Annotated in this window: 19 protein-coding genes; 10 read left to right on the top strand and 9 right to left on the bottom strand. The window is 70.8% G+C overall.

The features are described from left to right. Nucleotides 1-175 precede the first annotated feature (175 nt). On the top strand, nucleotides 176-928 hold the full coding sequence (locus EER30_RS27345) for an ABC transporter ATP-binding protein (protein ID WP_127503477.1): 753 nt from the start codon (nucleotides 176-178) through the stop codon (nucleotides 926-928). After that, nucleotides 928-3,456 (top strand): ABC transporter permease, encoded by a 2,529-nt coding sequence (locus EER30_RS27340; RefSeq protein WP_127503476.1) that lies wholly within the window; start codon nucleotides 928-930, stop codon nucleotides 3,454-3,456. Before EER30_RS27345 ends, EER30_RS27340 begins: the two co-directional genes overlap by 1 nt. Nucleotides 3,457-3,479: 23 nt before the next feature. On the opposite strand, the gene EER30_RS27335 is transcribed toward EER30_RS27340, so the two are convergent. Then, a complete protein-coding gene (locus EER30_RS27335; protein WP_127503475.1) occupies nucleotides 3,480-4,142 on the bottom strand; it encodes an HAD family hydrolase in 663 nt (220 codons plus the stop codon). 144 nt (nucleotides 4,143-4,286) lie between these two features. Between EER30_RS27335 and EER30_RS27330 the strand changes: the two genes are divergently transcribed. Both EER30_RS27330 and EER30_RS27325 read left to right on the top strand, forming a co-directional pair. Continuing rightward, nucleotides 4,287-5,270 (top strand): aldo/keto reductase, encoded by a 984-nt coding sequence (locus tag EER30_RS27330; protein ID WP_127503474.1) that lies wholly within the window; start codon nucleotides 4,287-4,289, stop codon nucleotides 5,268-5,270. Further along, nucleotides 5,267-6,007, top strand: coding sequence for a YqjF family protein (locus EER30_RS27325; RefSeq protein ID WP_127503574.1), 741 nt, complete (start codon nucleotides 5,267-5,269; stop codon nucleotides 6,005-6,007). Before EER30_RS27330 ends, EER30_RS27325 begins: the two co-directional genes overlap by 4 nt. 93 nt (nucleotides 6,008-6,100) lie before the next feature. Here EER30_RS27325 and EER30_RS27320 read toward each other — a convergent pair whose 3' ends face one another. Beyond that, nucleotides 6,101-6,583, bottom strand: coding sequence for an NADPH-dependent FMN reductase (locus tag EER30_RS27320; RefSeq protein ID WP_127503473.1), 483 nt, complete (start codon nucleotides 6,581-6,583; stop codon nucleotides 6,101-6,103). A gap of 202 nt (nucleotides 6,584-6,785) precedes the next feature. On the opposite strand from EER30_RS27320, the gene EER30_RS27315 reads away from it, so the two are divergent. Continuing rightward, the gene (locus EER30_RS27315; RefSeq protein ID WP_349290890.1) at nucleotides 6,786-7,040 is read left to right on the top strand and encodes a YggT family protein; all 255 of its coding nucleotides are present in this window, start codon (nucleotides 6,786-6,788) and stop codon (nucleotides 7,038-7,040) included. 634 nt (nucleotides 7,041-7,674) lie between these two features. Here EER30_RS27315 and EER30_RS27305 read toward each other — a convergent pair. Then, nucleotides 7,675-8,103: an SRPBCC family protein gene (locus tag EER30_RS27305; protein WP_127503472.1), complete on the bottom strand. Its 429-nt coding sequence runs from the start codon at nucleotides 8,101-8,103 to the stop codon at nucleotides 7,675-7,677. A gap of 11 nt (nucleotides 8,104-8,114) precedes the next feature. Further along, entirely contained in the window at nucleotides 8,115-8,654 is a 540-nt protein-coding gene (locus tag EER30_RS27300) for a hypothetical protein (protein WP_127503471.1), read from the bottom strand. A gap of 49 nt (nucleotides 8,655-8,703) precedes the next feature. Between EER30_RS27300 and EER30_RS27295 the strand changes: the two genes are divergently transcribed. Next, entirely contained in the window at nucleotides 8,704-9,144 is a 441-nt protein-coding gene (locus tag EER30_RS27295; protein ID WP_164842497.1) for a GNAT family N-acetyltransferase, read from the top strand. Between the two features lie 8 nt (nucleotides 9,145-9,152). Here EER30_RS27295 and EER30_RS27290 read toward each other — a convergent pair whose 3' ends face one another. Further along, nucleotides 9,153-9,983, bottom strand: a complete 831-nt coding sequence (locus EER30_RS27290) for a CDP-alcohol phosphatidyltransferase family protein (protein WP_127503469.1) — start codon at nucleotides 9,981-9,983, stop codon at nucleotides 9,153-9,155. A gap of 149 nt (nucleotides 9,984-10,132) precedes the next feature. On the opposite strand from EER30_RS27290, the gene EER30_RS27285 reads away from it, so the two are divergent. The 3 genes from EER30_RS27285 to EER30_RS27275 all read left to right on the top strand — a co-directional run bounded on the left by EER30_RS27285 (nucleotide 10,133) and on the right by EER30_RS27275 (nucleotide 12,660). Beyond that, a complete protein-coding gene (locus EER30_RS27285; RefSeq protein WP_127503468.1) occupies nucleotides 10,133-10,687 on the top strand; it encodes a phosphoribosyltransferase in 555 nt (184 codons plus the stop codon). A gap of 210 nt (nucleotides 10,688-10,897) precedes the next feature. Further along, nucleotides 10,898-11,767, top strand: coding sequence for a PAC2 family protein (locus tag EER30_RS27280; protein WP_127503467.1), 870 nt, complete (start codon nucleotides 10,898-10,900; stop codon nucleotides 11,765-11,767). 101 nt (nucleotides 11,768-11,868) lie between these two features. Then, nucleotides 11,869-12,660, top strand: coding sequence for a GntR family transcriptional regulator (locus EER30_RS27275; protein WP_127503466.1), 792 nt, complete (start codon nucleotides 11,869-11,871; stop codon nucleotides 12,658-12,660). A gap of 340 nt (nucleotides 12,661-13,000) precedes the next feature. On the opposite strand, the gene EER30_RS47330 is transcribed toward EER30_RS27275, so the two are convergent. Both EER30_RS47330 and mshC read right to left on the bottom strand, forming a co-directional pair. Then, the gene (locus tag EER30_RS47330; protein ID WP_164842496.1) at nucleotides 13,001-13,303 is read right to left on the bottom strand and encodes a hypothetical protein; all 303 of its coding nucleotides are present in this window, start codon (nucleotides 13,301-13,303) and stop codon (nucleotides 13,001-13,003) included. 914 nt (nucleotides 13,304-14,217) lie between these two features. Further along, nucleotides 14,218-15,456: a cysteine--1-D-myo-inosityl 2-amino-2-deoxy-alpha-D-glucopyranoside ligase gene (gene mshC / locus EER30_RS27265; protein ID WP_127503465.1), complete on the bottom strand. Its 1,239-nt coding sequence runs from the start codon at nucleotides 15,454-15,456 to the stop codon at nucleotides 14,218-14,220. Nucleotides 15,457-15,609: 153 nt separating this feature from the next. Between mshC and EER30_RS27260 the strand changes: the two genes are divergently transcribed. Next, on the top strand, nucleotides 15,610-16,845 hold the full coding sequence (locus EER30_RS27260) for a threonine/serine exporter family protein (protein WP_164842495.1): 1,236 nt from the start codon (nucleotides 15,610-15,612) through the stop codon (nucleotides 16,843-16,845). A 9-nt stretch (nucleotides 16,846-16,854) separates the two neighbouring features. On the opposite strand, the gene EER30_RS27255 is transcribed toward EER30_RS27260, so the two are convergent. Further along, nucleotides 16,855-17,670: an SCO1664 family protein gene (locus EER30_RS27255; protein WP_127503463.1), complete on the bottom strand. Its 816-nt coding sequence runs from the start codon at nucleotides 17,668-17,670 to the stop codon at nucleotides 16,855-16,857. Beyond that, nucleotides 17,667-18,263: a DUF3090 domain-containing protein gene (locus EER30_RS27250; protein WP_127503462.1), complete on the bottom strand. Its 597-nt coding sequence runs from the start codon at nucleotides 18,261-18,263 to the stop codon at nucleotides 17,667-17,669. Before EER30_RS27250 ends, EER30_RS27255 begins: the two co-directional genes overlap by 4 nt. Nucleotides 18,264-18,327: the final 64 nt, after the last annotated feature.

Below are 18,327 nucleotides of genomic sequence, written 5' to 3'. Positions count from 1 at the left end.
CGTCATGCAAGCGTCACCGTGACATCTCAGGGTCCACCCTGAGAACCCCCTGGGTGCTCCCCGGACGCCAATCTCCGCGTCCGTGTACGACCGTGGGCTGACGTCAGCGTGCCGTCACCCCGCAACGATGAAGCGGACGGGCCGGCACCGGCCCGCACGACCAGGGGGCAGCAGAATGATCGGGACGAAGGCGCCGGAGGCGCTCGCGGCGCGCGCCGACGATGTGTGGAAGGTCTACGGGTCGGCCGAGGCGCGTGTGGTCGCTCTGCGCGGGGTGAGCGCGAGCTTCGCACGCGGGAGGTTCACGGCCATCATGGGCCCCTCGGGCAGCGGCAAGTCGACGCTGATGCACTGCCTCGCCGGCCTCGACACGGTCACCCGCGGCTCCGTGCACATCGGCGGCACCGAGGTCACCGGCCTGGGCGACAAGGCCCTGACCCGGCTGCGACGCGACCGGGTCGGCTTCATCTTCCAGCAGTTCAACCTGCTGCCCACGCTGACCGCGGCCGAGAACATCCGGCTGCCGCTCGACATCGCCGGCAAGAAGCCCGACCCGCAGTGGTGGGACACCGTGATCGGCACCGTCGGCCTGGGTGACCGGCTCAACCACCGGCCGAGTCAGCTCTCCGGCGGCCAGCAGCAGCGGGTGGCGTGCGCGCGGGCGCTGATGAGCCGGCCCGACGTCATCTTCGCCGACGAGCCCACCGGCAACCTCGACTCCAAGGCCGGCGCCGAGATCCTGTCGTTCCTGCGCTCCAGCGTCATGGAGCACGGCCAGACGATCGTCATGGTCACCCACGACCCGGTCGCCGCCAGCTACACCGACCGTGTCGTCTTCCTCGCCGACGGCGCGATCGTCGCCGAGCTCGACAACCCGACCCCCGAGTCGGTGCTCGAGCAGATGAAGGCCGGGGAGGTGCTCGTCTGATGCTGCGCGCGACACTGAAGAGCCTGCTCGGCCGCAAACTACGGCTGGTGCTCTCCGGTCTGGCCGTCGTGCTGGGCGTCATGTTCGTCGCTGGGGCGTTCGTCACGACCGACACGCTGAGCCGCACCTTCGACAACCTGTTCACCGAGGGCTACGCGACGACCGACGTCGCCGTGAAGGCGAAACCCAGGATCGCGGTGTCCGAGATGGACGGCGAGCAGGTCGAGACGCCGCTGCCCGCGGCGCTGGCCACCACGATCGGCCAGGTGCCCGGGGTGGCGAAGGCGACCGGCGTGGTCGCCACCGACGGCGCCCGCGTGATCGGCTCCGACGGCAAGGTCGTCACCAGCTTCGGCCCGCCGCGCATCGGCATGAACTGGGTCGGCACCGACGAGCTGATGCAGCTGCGCCAGGGCCGCGGCCCCGAGAAGGACACCGAGATCGCCGTCAACGAGGCGGTCGCCAAGGCCGCCGGCATCAAGGTCGGCGACCAGGTGGCCGTGCTCACCCAGCTGCCGAAGAAGACGTTCACGCTGGTCGGCGTCTGGGGTTACACCGAGGGCCGCGACAGCATCGGCGGCGTCCAGGAGGTCGCCTTCACCACACCGGTCGCCCAGCGCTCCATGCTCGGCCAGGCCGGCGTCCTCACCCAGGTGACCGTGCGCGTCGCCGACGGCGAGAGCGCCACCGCCGTCCGGGACCGGATCGCCGCCCAGGTGGGCGCGGGTTACGACGTGAAGACCGGCAAGCAGCTCGCCGAGGAGAGCTCCGCTCAGTTCAAGGAGGCGCTCGGCTTCTTCAACAACATCCTGCTGGGCTTCGCCGGGGTGGCCCTGTTCGTCGGCACGTTCCTCATCCTCAACACGTTCTCGATCATCGTGGCCCAGCGCACCCGGGAACTCGCGCTGATGCGCGCGCTGGGCGCGGGGCGCCGTCAGGTGATCGGCTCGGTGCTGCTCGAGGCGGTCGTGATCGGTCTGGTCGCCGCCGCCCTCGGCCTCGGCGCCGGCGTCGGGGTGGGCGCGCTGCTGGTCACCCTGTTCGGCTCGATGAGCGGCGGGCTCGACCCGGCACCGGTCGGCGTCCCGCTCGCGGCGATCCTCAGCTCGCTGATCGTCGGGGTCGTGGTGACTGTCGTCGCCGCGGTGCTGCCGGCCCTGCGCGCCTCCCGCATCTCGCCGATCGCCGCCATGCAGGACGTCGCCACCCCCGACCGGCCGCTGACGCGGGTCACGGTCACCGGGGCGATCATCGGCGCGGCCGGCGCGGCCACGCTCGGCGTCGGGCTGTACGCGACAAACTCCCTGTGGCTGATCCTGACCGGGGTGCTGGTCACGTTCATCGGGGTCGCCCTGCTCACGCCGCTGATCTCCAAGCCGGTCGTGGGCGCGCTGGGCCGGCTGTTCTCGTGGTCGGTGCCGGGGCGTCTGGGCCGGCTCAATTCGGGCCGCAACCCGAGGCGTACGGCGATCACCGCGGCCGCCCTCATGGTCGGCATCGCACTGGTCACCGGCGTCACCGTGGTCATGGACTCGGCGAAGCAGAGCCTGGCCGCCCAGGCCGAGAACACGATCAAGGCCGAGATCGTGATCGGCGGCGACCAGAACGGGCCACGGCCGCCCACGTTCGACGAAGGCGTGCTCGCCCGGACGGCCGCGCTGCCCGGGGTGCGGGCCGCCGCGGGTGTCTGGAACGACCAGGCGGTCATCGACGGTGAACGCACCTATGTCAACGCCACCGACGACCTGGCCGAGCTCGCCGAGGCGTACGGATCACCGGCCCTGCCCGCCCTGACCAGCGGGCAACTGGCGGTCAGCAACCAGGAGGCGGCCGAACACGGCTGGGCCGTCGGCAGCGCGCTGACCGTGCAACTGCCGCGCGGCGAGCAGCACCGTTACACGATCGCCGCGACCTACGACGAGGACGCGATGCCCGGCAGCTATCTGTTGCCGGCCGCCGCGACCAGGGAGTTCGGCATCACCCAGCCGGTCTTCGGGTTCGTGCGGCTCGCCGAGGGCGCCACCGTCGCCCAGGTGCTGCCGCAGGTCAAGGCCCTGGTCGCGGACAGCCCCGAGGTCAACGCGACCGACCGCAGCAGCTTCATCAACCAGCAGACCGGCGACTTCGACACGGTCATCACGATGGTGCAGATCCTGCTCGGCCTGGCGATCCTCATCGCGGTACTCGGCGTGGTCAACACCCTCGCCCTGTCGGTGCTGGAACGCACCCGGGAGCTGGGGCTGCTGCGCGCCGTCGGCCTCGGCCGGGCCCAGACGATGCGCATGGTCACCGTCGAAGCCGTGGTGATCTCGGTCTTCGGCGCGCTGCTCGGCGTCGTGGTCGGCAGCGGCCTGGGCGCGGCCGTGGTGCGGGCCCTGGAGAGCGAGGGCATCACCGACCTGGTGCTCCCCTGGACCCAGATGGGGCTCTACCTCGGCCTGGCCGCCCTGGTCGGGGTCCTCGCGGCGGTGCTGCCGTCGATCAAGGCGGCCCGGCTCAACGTCCTGGCCGCCATCGCCCACGACTAGAACTAGAGAAACACGACCAGAGATCAGTGCTCGGGTTGCAGCAGACCCCGGTGCACGAGCAGGTCGGCCAGATAGGCGGGGTCCACCCCCACCAGCGAGGTGCGCAGGTGGACCCCGTCGGTCGGCGGCAGCTCGAGCTCGGAGGGCACGGCCAGCACGGCCGCGCCCGACGCGAGCGCGCTGGAGACGCCGGTCGGCGAGTCCTCGATCGCCACGCAGTCCTCGACCGGGACGCCGAGCAGCTTGGCGGCGGCCCGGTAGGGCTCCGGGTCGGGTTTGGGCATGGTCACCTCGTCGCCGCAGACCACGACGTCGAAGTTCTTGCGGCCGAGCGTGTCGAGGGCGGCCTCGACCAGCCGGCGGCCGGTCGAGGTGACCAGGGCGGTCGGCAGCCCGGCGAAACGCACCGCGTGCAGCAGCGCCTGAGCCCCAGGGCGCCACACCAGCCCCGCGCCGAACAGTTCGAGCACCCGGTCGGTGAGCCACCGCACGTCGGGCGCCTCGGGCCGGTCGGGCTGGCCCAGGTCGTCACGCAGGATCCGCATGCTGGCGGCCATGCTGCTGCCGATCATGGCGTGCCGGGCGGCCGGGGAGAGCGTGCCCCCGGCCCGCACCGCCAGCTCGTGCAGGGCGATCTCCCACACCTTCTCGCTGTCCACCAGCGTGCCGTCCATGTCGAAGAGCACCGCGGCCGGTCGTCGGGCGTTCAGGATGAGCCTCCAGGGTCACAAGGGTGTATGTCGTACCCATTCTCTCCCGCCGACCCGGCACCTCGTGGCCGTTAACTCCATCACTGTCCGACCACCCGCGCCGCGGCGTAGGTTCGCGGCATGAAGCGCGTATCGCTCGCCGGGCTCGACGTGTCCCGTCTCGGCCTGGGCTGCATGGGCATGTCGGCCTACTACACCGGCCGCGGCACCGACGACGCCGAGTCCGTCCGCACCATCCACCGCGCCCTCGAGCTGGGTGTCACCTTCTTCGACACCGCCGAGGTCTACGGGCCCTACGCGAACGAGGAACTCGTCGGCCGGGCGCTGGCCGGGCGGTGGGACCAGGTGCAGATCGCCACCAAGTTCGGGCTGGTCTCCCATCGGGGCGACGACGACGACGACCGCACCCGCACGATCGACAGCCACCCCGACAACATCCGGGCCGCCCTCGACGGGTCGCTGCGCCGCCTCGGCACCGACCACATCGACCTCTACTACCAGCACCGCGTCGACGAGAAGGTGCCGATCGAAGAGGTCGTGGGCACCCTCGCCGACCTCGTGCAGGCCGGCAAGATCCGGCACATCGGCCTGTCCGAGGCGGGCGCCGACACGATCCGCCGGGCCCACACCGTGCACCCGATCACCGCCGTGCAGTCGGAATACTCGCTGTGGACGCGCGACATCGAGGCCCGCATCCTGCCCACGCTGCGCGAGCTCGGCATCGGCCTGGTGCCCTACTCCCCGCTCGGCCGCGGCTTCCTCACCGGCGCCATCCGCGACACCAAGACCCTCGACCCCGACGATTTCCGGCTGTCCACCCCGCGCTTCGAGGGCGAGAACTTCGAGCAGAACCTGCGCATCGTCGACGAGGTCGAAGCCGTCGCCCGCGAGGCCGGCGCCACCCCGGCCCAGGTCGCGCTCACGTGGGTGCTCGCCCAGGGCGACGACATCGCCCCGATCCCCGGCACCAAACACGTGAAACGCCTCGAGGAGAACGCCGGCGCCGACGCGCTGCGGCTCACCGCCGACCAGTTGTCCCGGCTGACCGCCATCCAGCCGCCCGCCGGCGAGCGCTACGCCAACATGAACGAGATCGCCCGCTGAACGCCGAGGCCGTCACCGTCACGACGCCGCGCCCGGTGCGGCGCCCCCTGCTCGTGCAGCGGTGGACCGATCTGGCGTTCCTGCACTGGCCGGCCGACCCCGCGCTGGTCGCACCGCTGCTACCGGCCGGCACGGTCCCCGACACCCTCGACGGCGTCACCTACGTGGGCCTGATCGGCTTCCGCATGCGGGACGTCGGCTTCCTCAACGGCCCCGGCGTGCCCTACCTCGGCGACTTCTGCGAGACGAATGTCCGCCTCTACAGTGTGGACGAACAGGGCCGGCGGGCGGTCGTCTTCCGCTCCCTGGAAGCCGAACGGCTCGTCCCGGTGCTCGTCGCCCGCGCCTGGCTGCGCCTGCCCTACATGTGGGCCCGCATGCGCCTGACCCGCGACGGCGACGTGCTCACCTACAGTTCCCGCCGCCGCTGGCCGACCACGCCCGCCGCGACCAACGAGATGACCGTCCGCGTCGGCGCACCCGTCACCGAGCCGACACCCCTGGAGAACTTCCTCACCGCCCGCTGGGGCCTGCACACCACCACGTGGGGCCGCACCCGCCACCTGGCCAACGACCATCCGCCCTGGCCCCTGCACCGCGCCGAGCTGCTGTCCCTGTCGGACACGCTGATCGCCGCATCCGGCCTGTCCCAGCCGAACACACCCCCGGTGAGCGTCCTCTATTCACCCGGCGTAGCGGTCACCTTCGGAAAGACCACTTCAGACGTACGAGACTGACACCTGCGACAACCGCGCGACCGCCGCGAGACGTCGCTGCGGCCGGCGCCGTCGCCGGTCACGGCCGTCGCGACGCCGCGGGCCGGACGGTGGTCACGCGATGAGCGCTTCGGTGTACTGCTCGGCCACGGCCCCCGGGTCGGCCAGCTCGTCGCCGATCGCGGTCAGCCCGAAGTCGACGACGTCGGCGCCGAGCTCGCGCAGCAGCCGGGCCAGGAACGCCTCGGCCGTGTCGGCCTGCGGCTGCGTCTCGCCCGTGACGACCGGGACGGCCAGCACCCCGGCCAGCGCGTTGGCCGGCAACTGGTCGAGCAGCACCTTGAGCGCCCCCGAGAACGTGCCGCGGTAGGTGGGCGTCGCCACGATCAGCAGTGCGGCGTCCTGCACGTCGAGCAGCGCCTCGCCGGTGGCCGCGTCGGCCGGCACCAGCAGGCGCGGCCCCAGCTCGGCCACGTCGACGGTCACGAACCCCGCCTGCCCGCGGCTGAGCGCGATCCGCTCCCCCAGCGCCCGGGCCAGCGACAGCGTCCTGGACCCGGGACGTGGATGCCCGGAGATGACCACCACGTCCGGCATGGTGCCTCCTCGACACAAACGCGCTTGCCGTCATCATCGTGCGCGTCCGCGAAGATTGCCATACGTCGAAGCTGCGACTACTGTCCGCAACCCGGCCCGGCATTCTCACTGCCCGCCTTCAGCGTTCCCACAGGTGAGCGACGCACAGTAGAGGGGTCACTCCTTCCGGTTACTGGAGGTACCCGCGTTGATCCTGGCCCTCGTGAGCCTGGTTCTCCTGCTGCTGCAGATCCTGCTCGTGGCCCGCGCCGTGCTCGACTGGAGCACGGTTCTCGCCGGCCCCGCCACGGCGGGCGGTTTCCGCGCCCGCCTCATGTCGGGCGTCTACCGCGTCACCGAGCCGATCCTCGCGCCCGTGCGCCGTGTCGTTCCCCCGCTGCGCCTGGGCGGCGTCTCGATCGACCTGGCGTTCCTCATCGTCTTCTTCGGCATCGTGGTGATCCGCGCCATCATCTAGCCACCGGCGGGGGTGCTCGACCCACAGGTTCTCCTCGACGTAGACGCCACGGTCGCGTTCCACGTCGACGCGCACCAGGTTGAGCGCCTCCGGCACCACATAGTCCCGGCTCACCGGGAAAACCATCCCCGTCCACTCCTGCCACTCGGCCACGGTGCCCTCGATCACCATCGACGCGGGCGCCGGGCCGAGGATCCGAGCGCCCATCCGCTGGTGGGTGCGGATCCACGGGGCGATCGAAAGCCCGTCGGCGCGCTGCCACGTCGCGTACTCGGCCATCGGCACCGTCGGGTAGCGGTGCTTCCACGTCGGCCGCAGCGGAGCCACGACGTGCGACAGCCCCTCGGCGTAGGCCCGCACCCCGGCCTCGTGCCCCTCGACCGCCCGCACGAGCGCGCCGTCGTAGCCGGTCGGCAGGTCCTCGACCGTCCCGTCCCAGGCCATCGGCACGCCCCACCCGCCGGCCATGACCGCGCCGTCGTCGTCGAGCACGAGAATGTCGAACCGGCCGAAGTAGTGCCCGACCCGCTCGATGTGCCGCTTGGACACGTCGTCGTGAAAGATGAACTCGGGCCAGCGTTCCTTGAACGCCGCGCTCGGGTCGGGTCCCTCCGCCCGCGCAACGATGCGCACGTCAGGCCCCGGCGAGCAGCGCGTCCAGCTTCGTGAAGCTGCTTGCCCAGCCCTCGCGCGCGTTGCCCTCGATCTCCGCCGGGATCGGACCCTGGACCAGCTCGAGACGCGTACGGCCGTCGGGCTCGTCGTGGAACTCGAGCCGCACCCGCAGCACGACCCCGGCGAACTCCTCCTCGCCGACGAGCAGCTCGTTCTCGATCACCTCGACGAAGACCGCGTTCGTCGGAGACGTCAGCGACGGGTCGTCGTCGTTGACCATCGTGAACCGCTCGACCCCACCCGGCCGCGCGTCGATCTCGACCGTCTCCCGCGGCACCGACCACCCCACCGGCCCGAACCACGCGGCCAACTGGTCGGGATCGGTGAAGGCGCGGTACACCAGCGCGCGCGGGGCATCGAAGACTCGCGTGATTCTGAGCTCGGTCATGACCGCATAATCTAGACCTTGGTCGGCAGGCGGCGGTGAAGCTCCGCCAGCAGCACCTCGGGCGCCGGGGACATCAGGCCCACATCCACGAGGTACGTGTCGCCGCGCCGGCGCGGCGCTCGGCCGGGGCCGTCGCCGGGCTCGGCGAAATCGGCGTCGGCCGGGGTGATGACGAGCTCGGTGAACGGGCCGCGATAGCGCAGGGCCACCTCGGCGATGCCGGCCCACGGGATGTGCACGGGCCGGCGGCCGGTGGCGGCGAAGTCGAGCCCGCGCATCGAGCTGTGCAGCCAGCCCAGGCGGTTGCCGACGACCACGATGATCAGGGCGGAGAGCACCACCGGGACGATCAGGGCCAGCTCCAGGCCGACGATCAGGTCACCGGCCGTCGGCGGGTCACCGATCGCCACCCGCAGCAGCGCGAAAAGGCCCAGCGTCGTGACCCAGACCGCGGCGATCACCCAGAGCATCGTCACGTAGACCATCGCCCGGGGCTGGAAGAACGTCACCGTGTCGTCGTCGGGTCCGAGCACCTCGTCGATGTGCGCCACGTTGAAAATTATGCCCGCTTTATCGCGAGATAGAGGTGATTATGGGTGGATGACCGTGACGCGGTTGAGGGAGGACGGAACGGCGTCCTGGACGAGCGCCGCCCAGCTTCTCGACGAGTACCGCCAGCACTACGGGGCCAACCCGGCGCCCGAGGCCGTCACCGCCTGGCTGCGCGAACAGGTCGAGGCCGCCCGCACCCGCGTCTACCTGGCCGGTCCCGCCGAGGGAATCTGCACGGTGGCCGTCGTTCCGGCCGCACTGACCCTGCGCACCGTCTGGCTCGTGCGCGATCTCTACGTGCGGCCGGAAGCCCGGCGTCGCGGGGTGGCCCGGGCGCTGCTCGCCGCGGTCGCCGAGGAGGCCCTGGCCAGCGGGGCCCACCGGCTCTCGCTGCAGACCGAGTCGGCCAACGTACAGGCCATCGAACTCTACGGGCGGATCGGGTTCGAACCGCTCGCCGAGGTCACCCTGATGGACAACGTGCTCTAAACCTTGTTCTAGACAGCGACCGACTCGCGGGCGGCGAGAGCGGCGGCCTCGGCCTTGTTCTGCCGCTCCTTGCGCGTCGCGTACTTGTAGAGACGGAAGATCAGCAGCAGCTCGAACGCGATCATCAGCGCCGACGACAGGATCGCGACCGGGATCGTGAGCTTCAGGACCGGGCCGACGATGAACACGAACATCATGAACTCGATACCGCTGAACAGGTGCGGGCGCACGCGGTGACGTACGAGGAAGTTGCGCAGACGCCACACCGCCGACTCGTTGCCGGTGGGCTCGGGCGCGACGACCGGGCCGGACTCCGACTCCTCGTCGTCCACGATCACGCGCTCCTGGTTCAGACCGGCGCGGACCTTGCCCATCTGCAGGGCGTTCAGATAGCGGAACATGTCGAGGAACACGACGACCGCGCCGACCCACAGGTACGTCATGTTGTTCGTGGCCGCATACTGACCGCCGAACAGGCCGACGGCACAGATCGCCACCCGCAGCCGGTCGAACACGTAGTCGAGCCACGATCCGAACGCCGAACCCGTGCCGTTCAACCGGGCGATCTTGCCGTCCATGCAGTCCAGGACGAAGCTGAGGTGGAACAGCAGAGCGCCCACCAGAACCCAGACGTAGTCGGCCCGCCAGAACGAGTAGGCGCTGGCCAGGCCGACCACGAACGCCAGCGAGGTCAGCACGTTCGGCGTGATCGAGCGCCACGGTTGCACCAGCCACACCAGGCGGGAGGCGAGCGGGTCGACGAGACCGACGGTCCACCACGCGTCCCGCTGCTTGTACGTGCGATCGCGGATCACTTCAAGGGGATACCGCTGCGCCATTCCGCCACTCCTGAATGAACCAGAACATGAACTATTTGCCGCGCGGACCTTACTAGAAGAAGAACAGGTTCGACAGGCGACCCAGGGCGTGTCGACCAAAAGTGACAATCCGTGAACAAATCGGTACTAACCGGAGGGAATCGACATCCGTGGACGCCACTGACGTCGCGAACGATCTGGAAGCCGTACTCCTGACCGAGGACCAGATCCTCACCCGCGTCGGCACCCTCGCCCGGGAACTGCACGAACTCTACGGACCCCGAACCCCGATCCTGGTCGGCGTGCTCGGCGGCGCCGCGACCTTCACCGTCGACCTGGCCCGCGCCTACCCCGCCCAGCTCGAGATCGGCTGGATGGCCGTCAAGTCCTACAGCACCCACAACCGCGCCTCCGGCTCCGTACGCCTCCTCAAAGACTTGGACCTCGACATCACCGGCCGCGACATCGTCATCGTAGACAGCGTCATCGACACCGGCCTGACCATGAGCTGGCTCATCGCCAACCTGGCCCAGCGCTCCCCCGCCTCGGTCGCCGTCTGCGCCCTGCTCCGCAAACCCGAGACCGCCCGCTTCGCCGACACCCCGACCTACGTCGGCTTCGAGGTCGGCGAGGGACTGATCGTCGGCTACGGGATGGACCACAACGGCCTCTACCGGAACCTGCGCAGCGCGGCCCTGCTCTCGAAGGCGCGGTACACGTCCTGAGGCTCCGGACACGTCCTGAAGCTCCGACGACGCACCCCCGGCACCGGGACGGCCTTCGCCTGGAACGGCAGCCCGGGGCGCGGGGTCGTACCGGCGGGGAATTTGATCTTTGTCTTTGGAGCAAATGCCGGAATTGAGGGCCGCGGCTACTCGTCCGGGTGCGGCGCGGCCGCCGGGTGACCTCGCGCGGGCGCACGTAGGCTGTCACCCATGACTGAGTTCGACGGCCTCCCGCTGCTCCGATCCCCCGTGGCCATCGCCGCCTTCGAGGGCTGGAACGACGCAGCGGACGCATCGACCGCGGCCGTGGAACACCTCGAACAGGTGTGGCAGGCACGCGAGATCTCCACCATCGACCCGGAGGACTTCTACGACTTCCAGGTCAGCCGGCCGACGATCACGATGGCCGAGGGCGAGACCCGCAAGATCGAATGGCCCACGACGCGGTTCACGGTGGCCAGCCCGCCCGGCTCCGACCGCGACGTCGTGCTGATCCGCGGCATCGAACCGAGCATGCGCTGGCGCACCTTCTGCGAACAGGTGCTGGAGCTCTGCCACAGCCTCGAGGTCACCCGGATCGTGCTGCTCGGCGCGCTGCTCGCCGACGTGCCCTACACCCGCCCGCTGCCGATCAGCGGCTCGGCCACCGACCGTGACGCGGCCGAGAAGTTCAACGTCGTCCCGACCCGCTACGACGGCCCGACCGGCATCGTCGGCGTGCTGCACGAGGCGGCCGGGCGCGCCGACCTTGAGGCGTTGTCGTTCTGGGTGCACGTGCCGCACTACGCGAACAACCCGCCGTGCCCCAAAGCCACCCTCGCGCTGCTGAGCCGCCTCGAGGACGTGCTCGATCTCCCCGTGCCGGTCGGCGACCTCGCCGAGGAGGCCGACGAGTGGGAGAAGCGCGTCCGCGCCGCCGCCGAGCAGGACGCCGAGCTGGGCGAATACGTTCGCGAGCTGGAGGAGCGCGTCGGTGACGAGGGCATCCAGCCGCTCACCGGCGACGAGATCGCCAGCGAGTTCGAGAAGTACCTGCGCCGCCGTGGTGGCTCGGCCGGCCCCACCGCCGGCTCCTGGTAACCCCTGACACGCCCGGGCTCATGCCGTGACCCGGGCGTGTCGCTGCGACCTGCGACACATCGCTTGAGGCATCCTAGGAACCTAGGGTCAAGGAGGTCGTCATGACGATCAACCCGGGGGCGGCGGAGTTTCCGCATCGGCAGATCGCCGCCCAGCTCAAGGAACGCATCCGCCGCGGCGACTGGCAGCCGGGCGAACGCCTGCCGTCGATCCCCGCGATGGCCGAGATGTTCGGCGTCGCCAAGCAGACCGTCCAGCGCACCGTCGACCAGCTCCGCGTCGAAGGCATCCTGATCACCAAGCCGGGCTCGGGCACCTACGTCCGCGGCACCCGCCGACGGCTCAACCGGCTCTCCCGCGGCCGCTACGGCGCGCACCGGGGTTACCACGCCGATCTCGCCGCCCGCTATCGCCAACAGCTTGTTTCCGTACGCCGTGAGCCCGCCCCGCCCGAGGTCGCGGACGCGTTCGGCGTGCGCGACGGCACCGAGATGCTCGTACGACGTCACATCGTGCGCACCGACGACGTGGCCGTAGAGGTGGGCGCGTCCTGGTTCCGGGTCACCGACACGAACGGCACCTCGTTGGAGCGGGCCGAGGCGTTCGGACGGCCGCTCTACCAGGAGGCCGAAGAGGTGCTCGGCAAACGCTACGCGTCGGCGACAGACACGATCAGCGCCCGCCAGCCGAGCCGTGACGAGGCCGAGATCCTGCAGATCCGCCCCGACACGCCGGTGCTGCACCTGCTGCACGTGGCCTTCGACGAGTCCCGCAAGCCGATCGAGGTGGCCCAGGCGACGTGGCCGGGTCCGATGACGACCCTCACCGAGGAATACAAGATCCCGGCTCCGACGCCGGAACCAGACCCCGATCCGGGTCTGGCCCTCGCCTGACCGGCCGCGGCTGGGCCTTGGACAACGTCAACCCGTAGCGGTCCCCCGCCGCGCGCGACCGTCGCGCCGGCACAGGGCCGGGCGGGAGCGGCTTCGGGGTTGGTGGCGCCGGCGCCTCCGGATCCGGGCAACCCCAACTGTCCGAACCAGTATCCGAACCAGTACAGGTCCGGCCCGTACTGGGTGGGCAACCCTCAACGTGGCAATACGGACGGGCCAGCTCCGGCCGAACCAGATCTGGTTCTGACCCCGGACGGCAAAAACCCGGGGCGCCCCTCACGGAGCGTCCCGGGCTTCGAGTCAACGGCGTCGGACCGCCGGTGATTCAGGTATTGCCAGGTCAGCCGATGGGGCTGAGCAGGCCGAGGCCCTGGTTCCGCTCGCCGTTCGGGCTGAGCAGGTTCAGGAGGCTGACCTGCGTGTAGTTACGGTTGTCCTCCTGGTTCAGGCGGTAGTCCAGGTCGTAGTTGGTCGAGCGGTAGTCGAAGTCGTAGTCGAGGTCGTAGTCGTCCCCGTACGGGCCGTTGGCAACGGCGGCGGTGTGGCCGTCGTGCGAAACCGCAGCCTGCGCGGGGCCCGCCAGAACGAGGCTCGCGCCGGTAGCCAGGAGCAGACCCGCAAGGTACATAACCGGACGACGCATGACATATTTCCTTTCAAGTGGAAGTAGGACCGAAGAAAGTTTGACCGTTTCGCTACCAAAATGTGGCTGATTTTAGATAGGACCGACCATCTGCGTACAAATTCCTCAAACCGCCCAGTAACTCAAGATCACCGTCTAAAGTCCTCGCGGGGCGGCTCACGCCCCAGCCGCGACGGTGGCCCGGAACCCGGCTACACGCGCTCATCGCACGCTCGATCAGCGCCTGATCGCACGCCGAAGAGCCTCCAAAGCCCCGGCAATCGCACCAAAAACGCGACACGCCGAGAAAACCGCCCGCCACCCAGCCCACCGAACCGACACGCCGGGCAACACGGCACTACCCAGCCGCTTCGCCGTTGCCCACACGAGGTGCCGGCCGGGGACGCGAACTGTGGGCTGGAGGGCGGGGCCGCACACGGCGGGCGGCCTGACCGGCTGACCCGAAGTCCAGACGACCCGGAGACCGGGACGACGCGCGAAGACCAGAGGATCGGAAACCGGGCGACCCGGAGACCTGACGACCCGAACGGCGCGCAAACCCGAAGGGGGCCCGACGGCGCAAAGCTGGGCGGGGCGAAGGCCGGGGCCAGGTCGGGCGACGCGCCGGCCGGGCCGGGACCACCGGGCGACGCGAAGGCTGGGGCGGGACCGCCGGGCGACGCGAAGGCCGGGCCGGGACCACCGGGCGACGCGAAGGCTGGGGGCGGCACCGCCGGGCGACGCAACGGCCGGGACGGCGTAATCAGGGTCGAGTGGAAAGGGCTTGCTGGTGTGGTGACGAGGCGAGACGCATCCGTCCGGGCCGGCCGAACGATCAGCGGCATGCCGTGCGTGCGACGTGGTGGGAGGGCGTCACCAAGAAACGCCGCGCGGCGAGGAGCCGCGCGGCGTTGGTGGTGCGGAAGAGCGCCGGATCAGAGGCGGACGCCGAGGAGGGCGTCGACCGTCCGGGCCATGAGCGCCGGCGCGCCGTCGTCGTCGCCGATGCCGGCCAGGGCCGCCTCGGCCCACGCGTCGACGACCGCCAGAGCGGCCGGCGAGTCGAGATCGTTCGCCAGGGCCTCGCGGACGGCGGCCAGCAGGCCCTCGCCCGACGGGCCGGCCGACGCGGCGGCGGCCGAGCGCCAGCGGGCCAGGCGTTCCTCGCCGGTTTTGAGGACCTCGTCGGTCCACTCGCGGTCGGTGCGGTAGTGGCCTGACAGCAGACCCAGCCGCACCGCCATCGGGTCGACGCCGTCGCCGCGCAGGCGGGAGACGAAGACCAGGTTGCCCTTGGACTTCGACATCTTCTCGCCCTCGAGGCCGATCATGCCGGCGTGCACGTAGTGCGACGCGAACGGCGCCTCCCCGGTCAGCGTCTCGGCGTGCGCCGCGGAACACTCGTGGTGGGGGTAGAGCAGGTCGTTGCCGCCGCCCTGCACGTCGATGCGGTTGCCCAGGCGGCCGAGCGCGATCGTCGCGCACTCGATGTGCCAGCCCGGACGGCCGGGGCCCAGGTCGCCGCCCTCCCACGCCGGTTCGCCCTCGCGGGCCCCGCGCCACAGCAGCGGGTCGAGCGGGTCACGTTTGCCCGCACGCGACGGGTCGCCGCCGCGCTCGGCCGACAGGACCGTCATCTCTTCGCGCGACAGGTTCGACTCGTAGCCGAAGCGGGGTGCCGCGGCGATCGGGAAGTAGACGTCACCCGTACCGTCGTCGAGCTTGTAGGCCGCGCCCGCGGCCAGCAGCTCGCGCACGTGGGCCGCGATCTCGGGAATCGACTCGACGGCGCCGATGTAGTGGGCCGGCGGGATGATGCGCAGCGCCTCCATGTCCTCGCGGAACAGGGCGGTCTCGCGCATCGCCAGGACCACCCAGTCCTCCCCGTCACGGGTGGCCCGCTCGAGCAGCGGGTCGTCGATGTCGGTCACGTTCTGCACGTAGTCGACGTTCAGCCCGGCGTCGCGCCAGAGCCGGTTGACCAGGTCGAAGGTGATCATCGTGGCGGCGTGCCCGAGGTGGGTGGCGTCGTAGGGCGTGATGCCGCAGACGTACATCGTGGCCGTGGAGCCGGGCGTGGTCTCGGCCACCTCGCGGCGAGCCGAGTCGAAGAGGCGGGGCGGCTGCGCCGTTCCCGGCAGGTTCGGCACGTCGTGCCCGGTCCAAGCGTCCATGCCCAGAACCCTATCCAGCGCCCGATGCGCTCGGCCGGAGAGAGTGACCTTAATGACGGCGCGGGGCGGGCGGGCGGGCGGATAGCACGTTTACGCGGTCTCGATGGAGATCTCGGCGTGCAGAGTTGTTCCGAGGAACAGGGGGCGCACCGCATGACCGACCGGATCACGGCCGACACCGTCGCCGAGGCGGTCGGGCTGCTGCACGCCAACGGCGCCGAAACCGCCCGCACGCTGGAACGCGCCGCTCAGATCGGGCGCGCGGCCGGGGTGGGCCGGGTCACCTTCGAGCCGGGCTGGTCGTCCTCCTACCTGGAGGTCGACGGGCTCGGCCGGCATCTGGAGGTGGTGCCTGCGAATGTTGCCATGAACCGCGCCGCCGCCGCGGACGAGGCGATCGACGACCTTTCCGCACGACGCGCCACCGTTGAGCAGACCCTCGTACGGCTTCGGGCCGCGGCCGCGTTGCCTCCGGCCGGCACGGTTCTGTTCGCGGCCGCCTGCGCGGTCGGGGCGAGCGGACTGTCGATCATCCTCGGCGTGCGGCACGCCGAGACGGTGGCCGTGATCGCCGTGTCGGCCGCCGTCGGGGCCGTGATCCGCCGCCTCATCGGCCGGCTCGGCGGGAACAACTTCTGGCAGGCCGGCGCGGCCGCGCTCATCGCCGGGCTGATCGGCGCCGCGTGGGTCGTGCTCGGCGACAGTTCGGCGTTGCGGCTGGCCGCGGTGTGCCCGTGCATGGTGCTCGTGCCCGGCCCGCACCTGCTCAACGGCGCGCTCGACGTCGCGGCCAACCGGCTTCCGCTGGGCCTGGCCCGGCTCACCTTCGCCACCGTGACGCTGCTGTGCATCAGCACCGGTCTGCTGCTCGGCCTGGCCGCCGCCGGCGCCGATCTGGCCCTGGACGCGCCCGGTCGCGACATCCCGCTGCCGTTCGACGTCGTCGTGGCCGGGGTCGTGGCGGTCTGCTACGGCATCTTCTATTCCGCGCCGCTGCGCATGCTCTATTGGCCGCTGCTCGTCGGCGGCCTCGCGCACGGCGTGCACTGGGTGGCCCAGGAGAACCTGCACTGGAACGGCGCCAGCGCGTCGGGCCTGGCCGCACTGGTCGCCGGGGCCATTCTGGGCCCGGTCTCCCGCCGGTTCCGCATGCCGTTCGCGGCCATCGGGTTCGCCTCGGTCGTGTCGATGATGCCGGGCCTGCTGGTGTTCCGCGCGATGAGCGGCCTCGTGCAGCTTCAGCACGCCGACGGCGCTCGGGCCACGGCCCTGCTCGCCCAGGCGATAAACGACATCACCATGGCCACCGCCACCGTGTTCCTGCTGGCCCTCGGCCTGCTCATGCCGGCCGCCGTAGACCGCGTGATCCGTCGCAGGAGGACCCGGTGAGCGCGGAGCCTAGACCGGCGGCCACGGGATGGCGGGCCAGTCCTGCGGCGGGTCGGGGAATCGCCCGGCCCGCAGCAACCGGCGAGCACGCCGCCGCACCTGCTGCACCTCGGTGATGGTGAGGTGTTCCTCAAGGACCGGACCGAGGGCGGAGTCGAGCTGGGCGATCAGGTCGGTCAGCACGTCCTGCGCCTCGTCGATCAGCGGCTTGCCCGTCCAGCCCCACAACACCGTACGAAGCTTCTTCTCGACGTGGAAGGAGACACCGTGGTCGACGCCGTGGATCGAGCCGGTCGCCGGGTAGAGCACGTGCCCGCCCTTGCGATCCGCGTTGTTGATCACCGCGTCGAACACCGCGAGGCGGGCGAGACGCACGTCGTCGGCATGAGCCAGGGCGTACGCGTCCCCGTCCTCGTCACGTGCGTTGGCGACCGCCAGCCAATCCTCGGGCACGTCGTACGCCGGGACGAAGCCGATCAGGGACTCGGCGGTGTCAGGTTCGTCGATCCAAAGCTGCAGGGCGCCGACCCCGAGCGGCCCCTCGCGCAGGATCGTGGGCGGTACGACGTCCCACCCGGTGGCGCGTGAGACCAGGTAGGCCGACACCTCGCGCCCGGCCAGGGTGCCGTCGGGGAAGTCCCACAGCGGCCGCTCGCCCTGCACGGGCTTGTAAACGCAGCGACGGGTCAGCCCGTCGAGGGTGATCTCGGCCCGCAGGGTCGTGTTGGAGGCGTCGACGAGACGGCCCTCGATCTCGAGCCGGCCGCGGGCCAGCAGGTCGAGAGCGTCGGCCTCCGTGAGCACCGAAGCGGGCCCGTCTGTCACCGGTGGTAACCGTTGTGCCGGGGGCAGAGGTGGCCGGCCGGGTCGAGCGGCTGGCCGCAGAGCGGGCACGGCGGCCGGCCGGCGGCCACCACGCGACGGGCGCGGTCGATGAACGCGCGGGTCGCCTCGGGCGTCAGCCGCACGCGGAGCCGGTCGAGGTCGTCGTCGGGCTCGTCGTCCTCGGACTCGTCCTCCTCCTCGACGGCCGCGTCGTCGTCGGGGCCGAGCTCGATCTCGACCTCGGACTCGCCGGCCTCGATCGCTTCGATGACCACCGTGCTCGTGTCGACGTCGAAGGCCAGCCCGAGGGTGCCGACCCGGAACTCCTCGTCGACGGGCACGTCGAGCGGCTCGTTGTCGTGGCCGGTCAGCACGGGCGCCTCGGGCAGCGAGACACCGAAGCGTTTGTTCGCCTCGACGAGCAGTTCCTCGAGCTTCTCGGCGAGCAGCGACACCTGGACCTTCTCCAGCGCGACGCTGACCACCCGGCCGCCGCCGCGCGCCTGGAGGAAGAAAGTCCGGTCGCCCGGCTCGCCCACCGTCCCGGCGACGAACCGCTCCGGCGGCTCGAACGAGTGCACCTGGTGGGTCATGTCGTCAACCCTATCCGCGAACCCGCGAGGTCGCGCAGCCCCGCACAGCCGGGTTCGCCCACGG

The organism is Actinoplanes solisilvae (genome assembly GCF_003999975.1).
Classification (GTDB): domain Bacteria; phylum Actinomycetota; class Actinomycetes; order Mycobacteriales; family Micromonosporaceae; genus Actinoplanes; species Actinoplanes solisilvae.
This window is presented reverse-complemented; position numbering and strand designations above follow the sequence as displayed.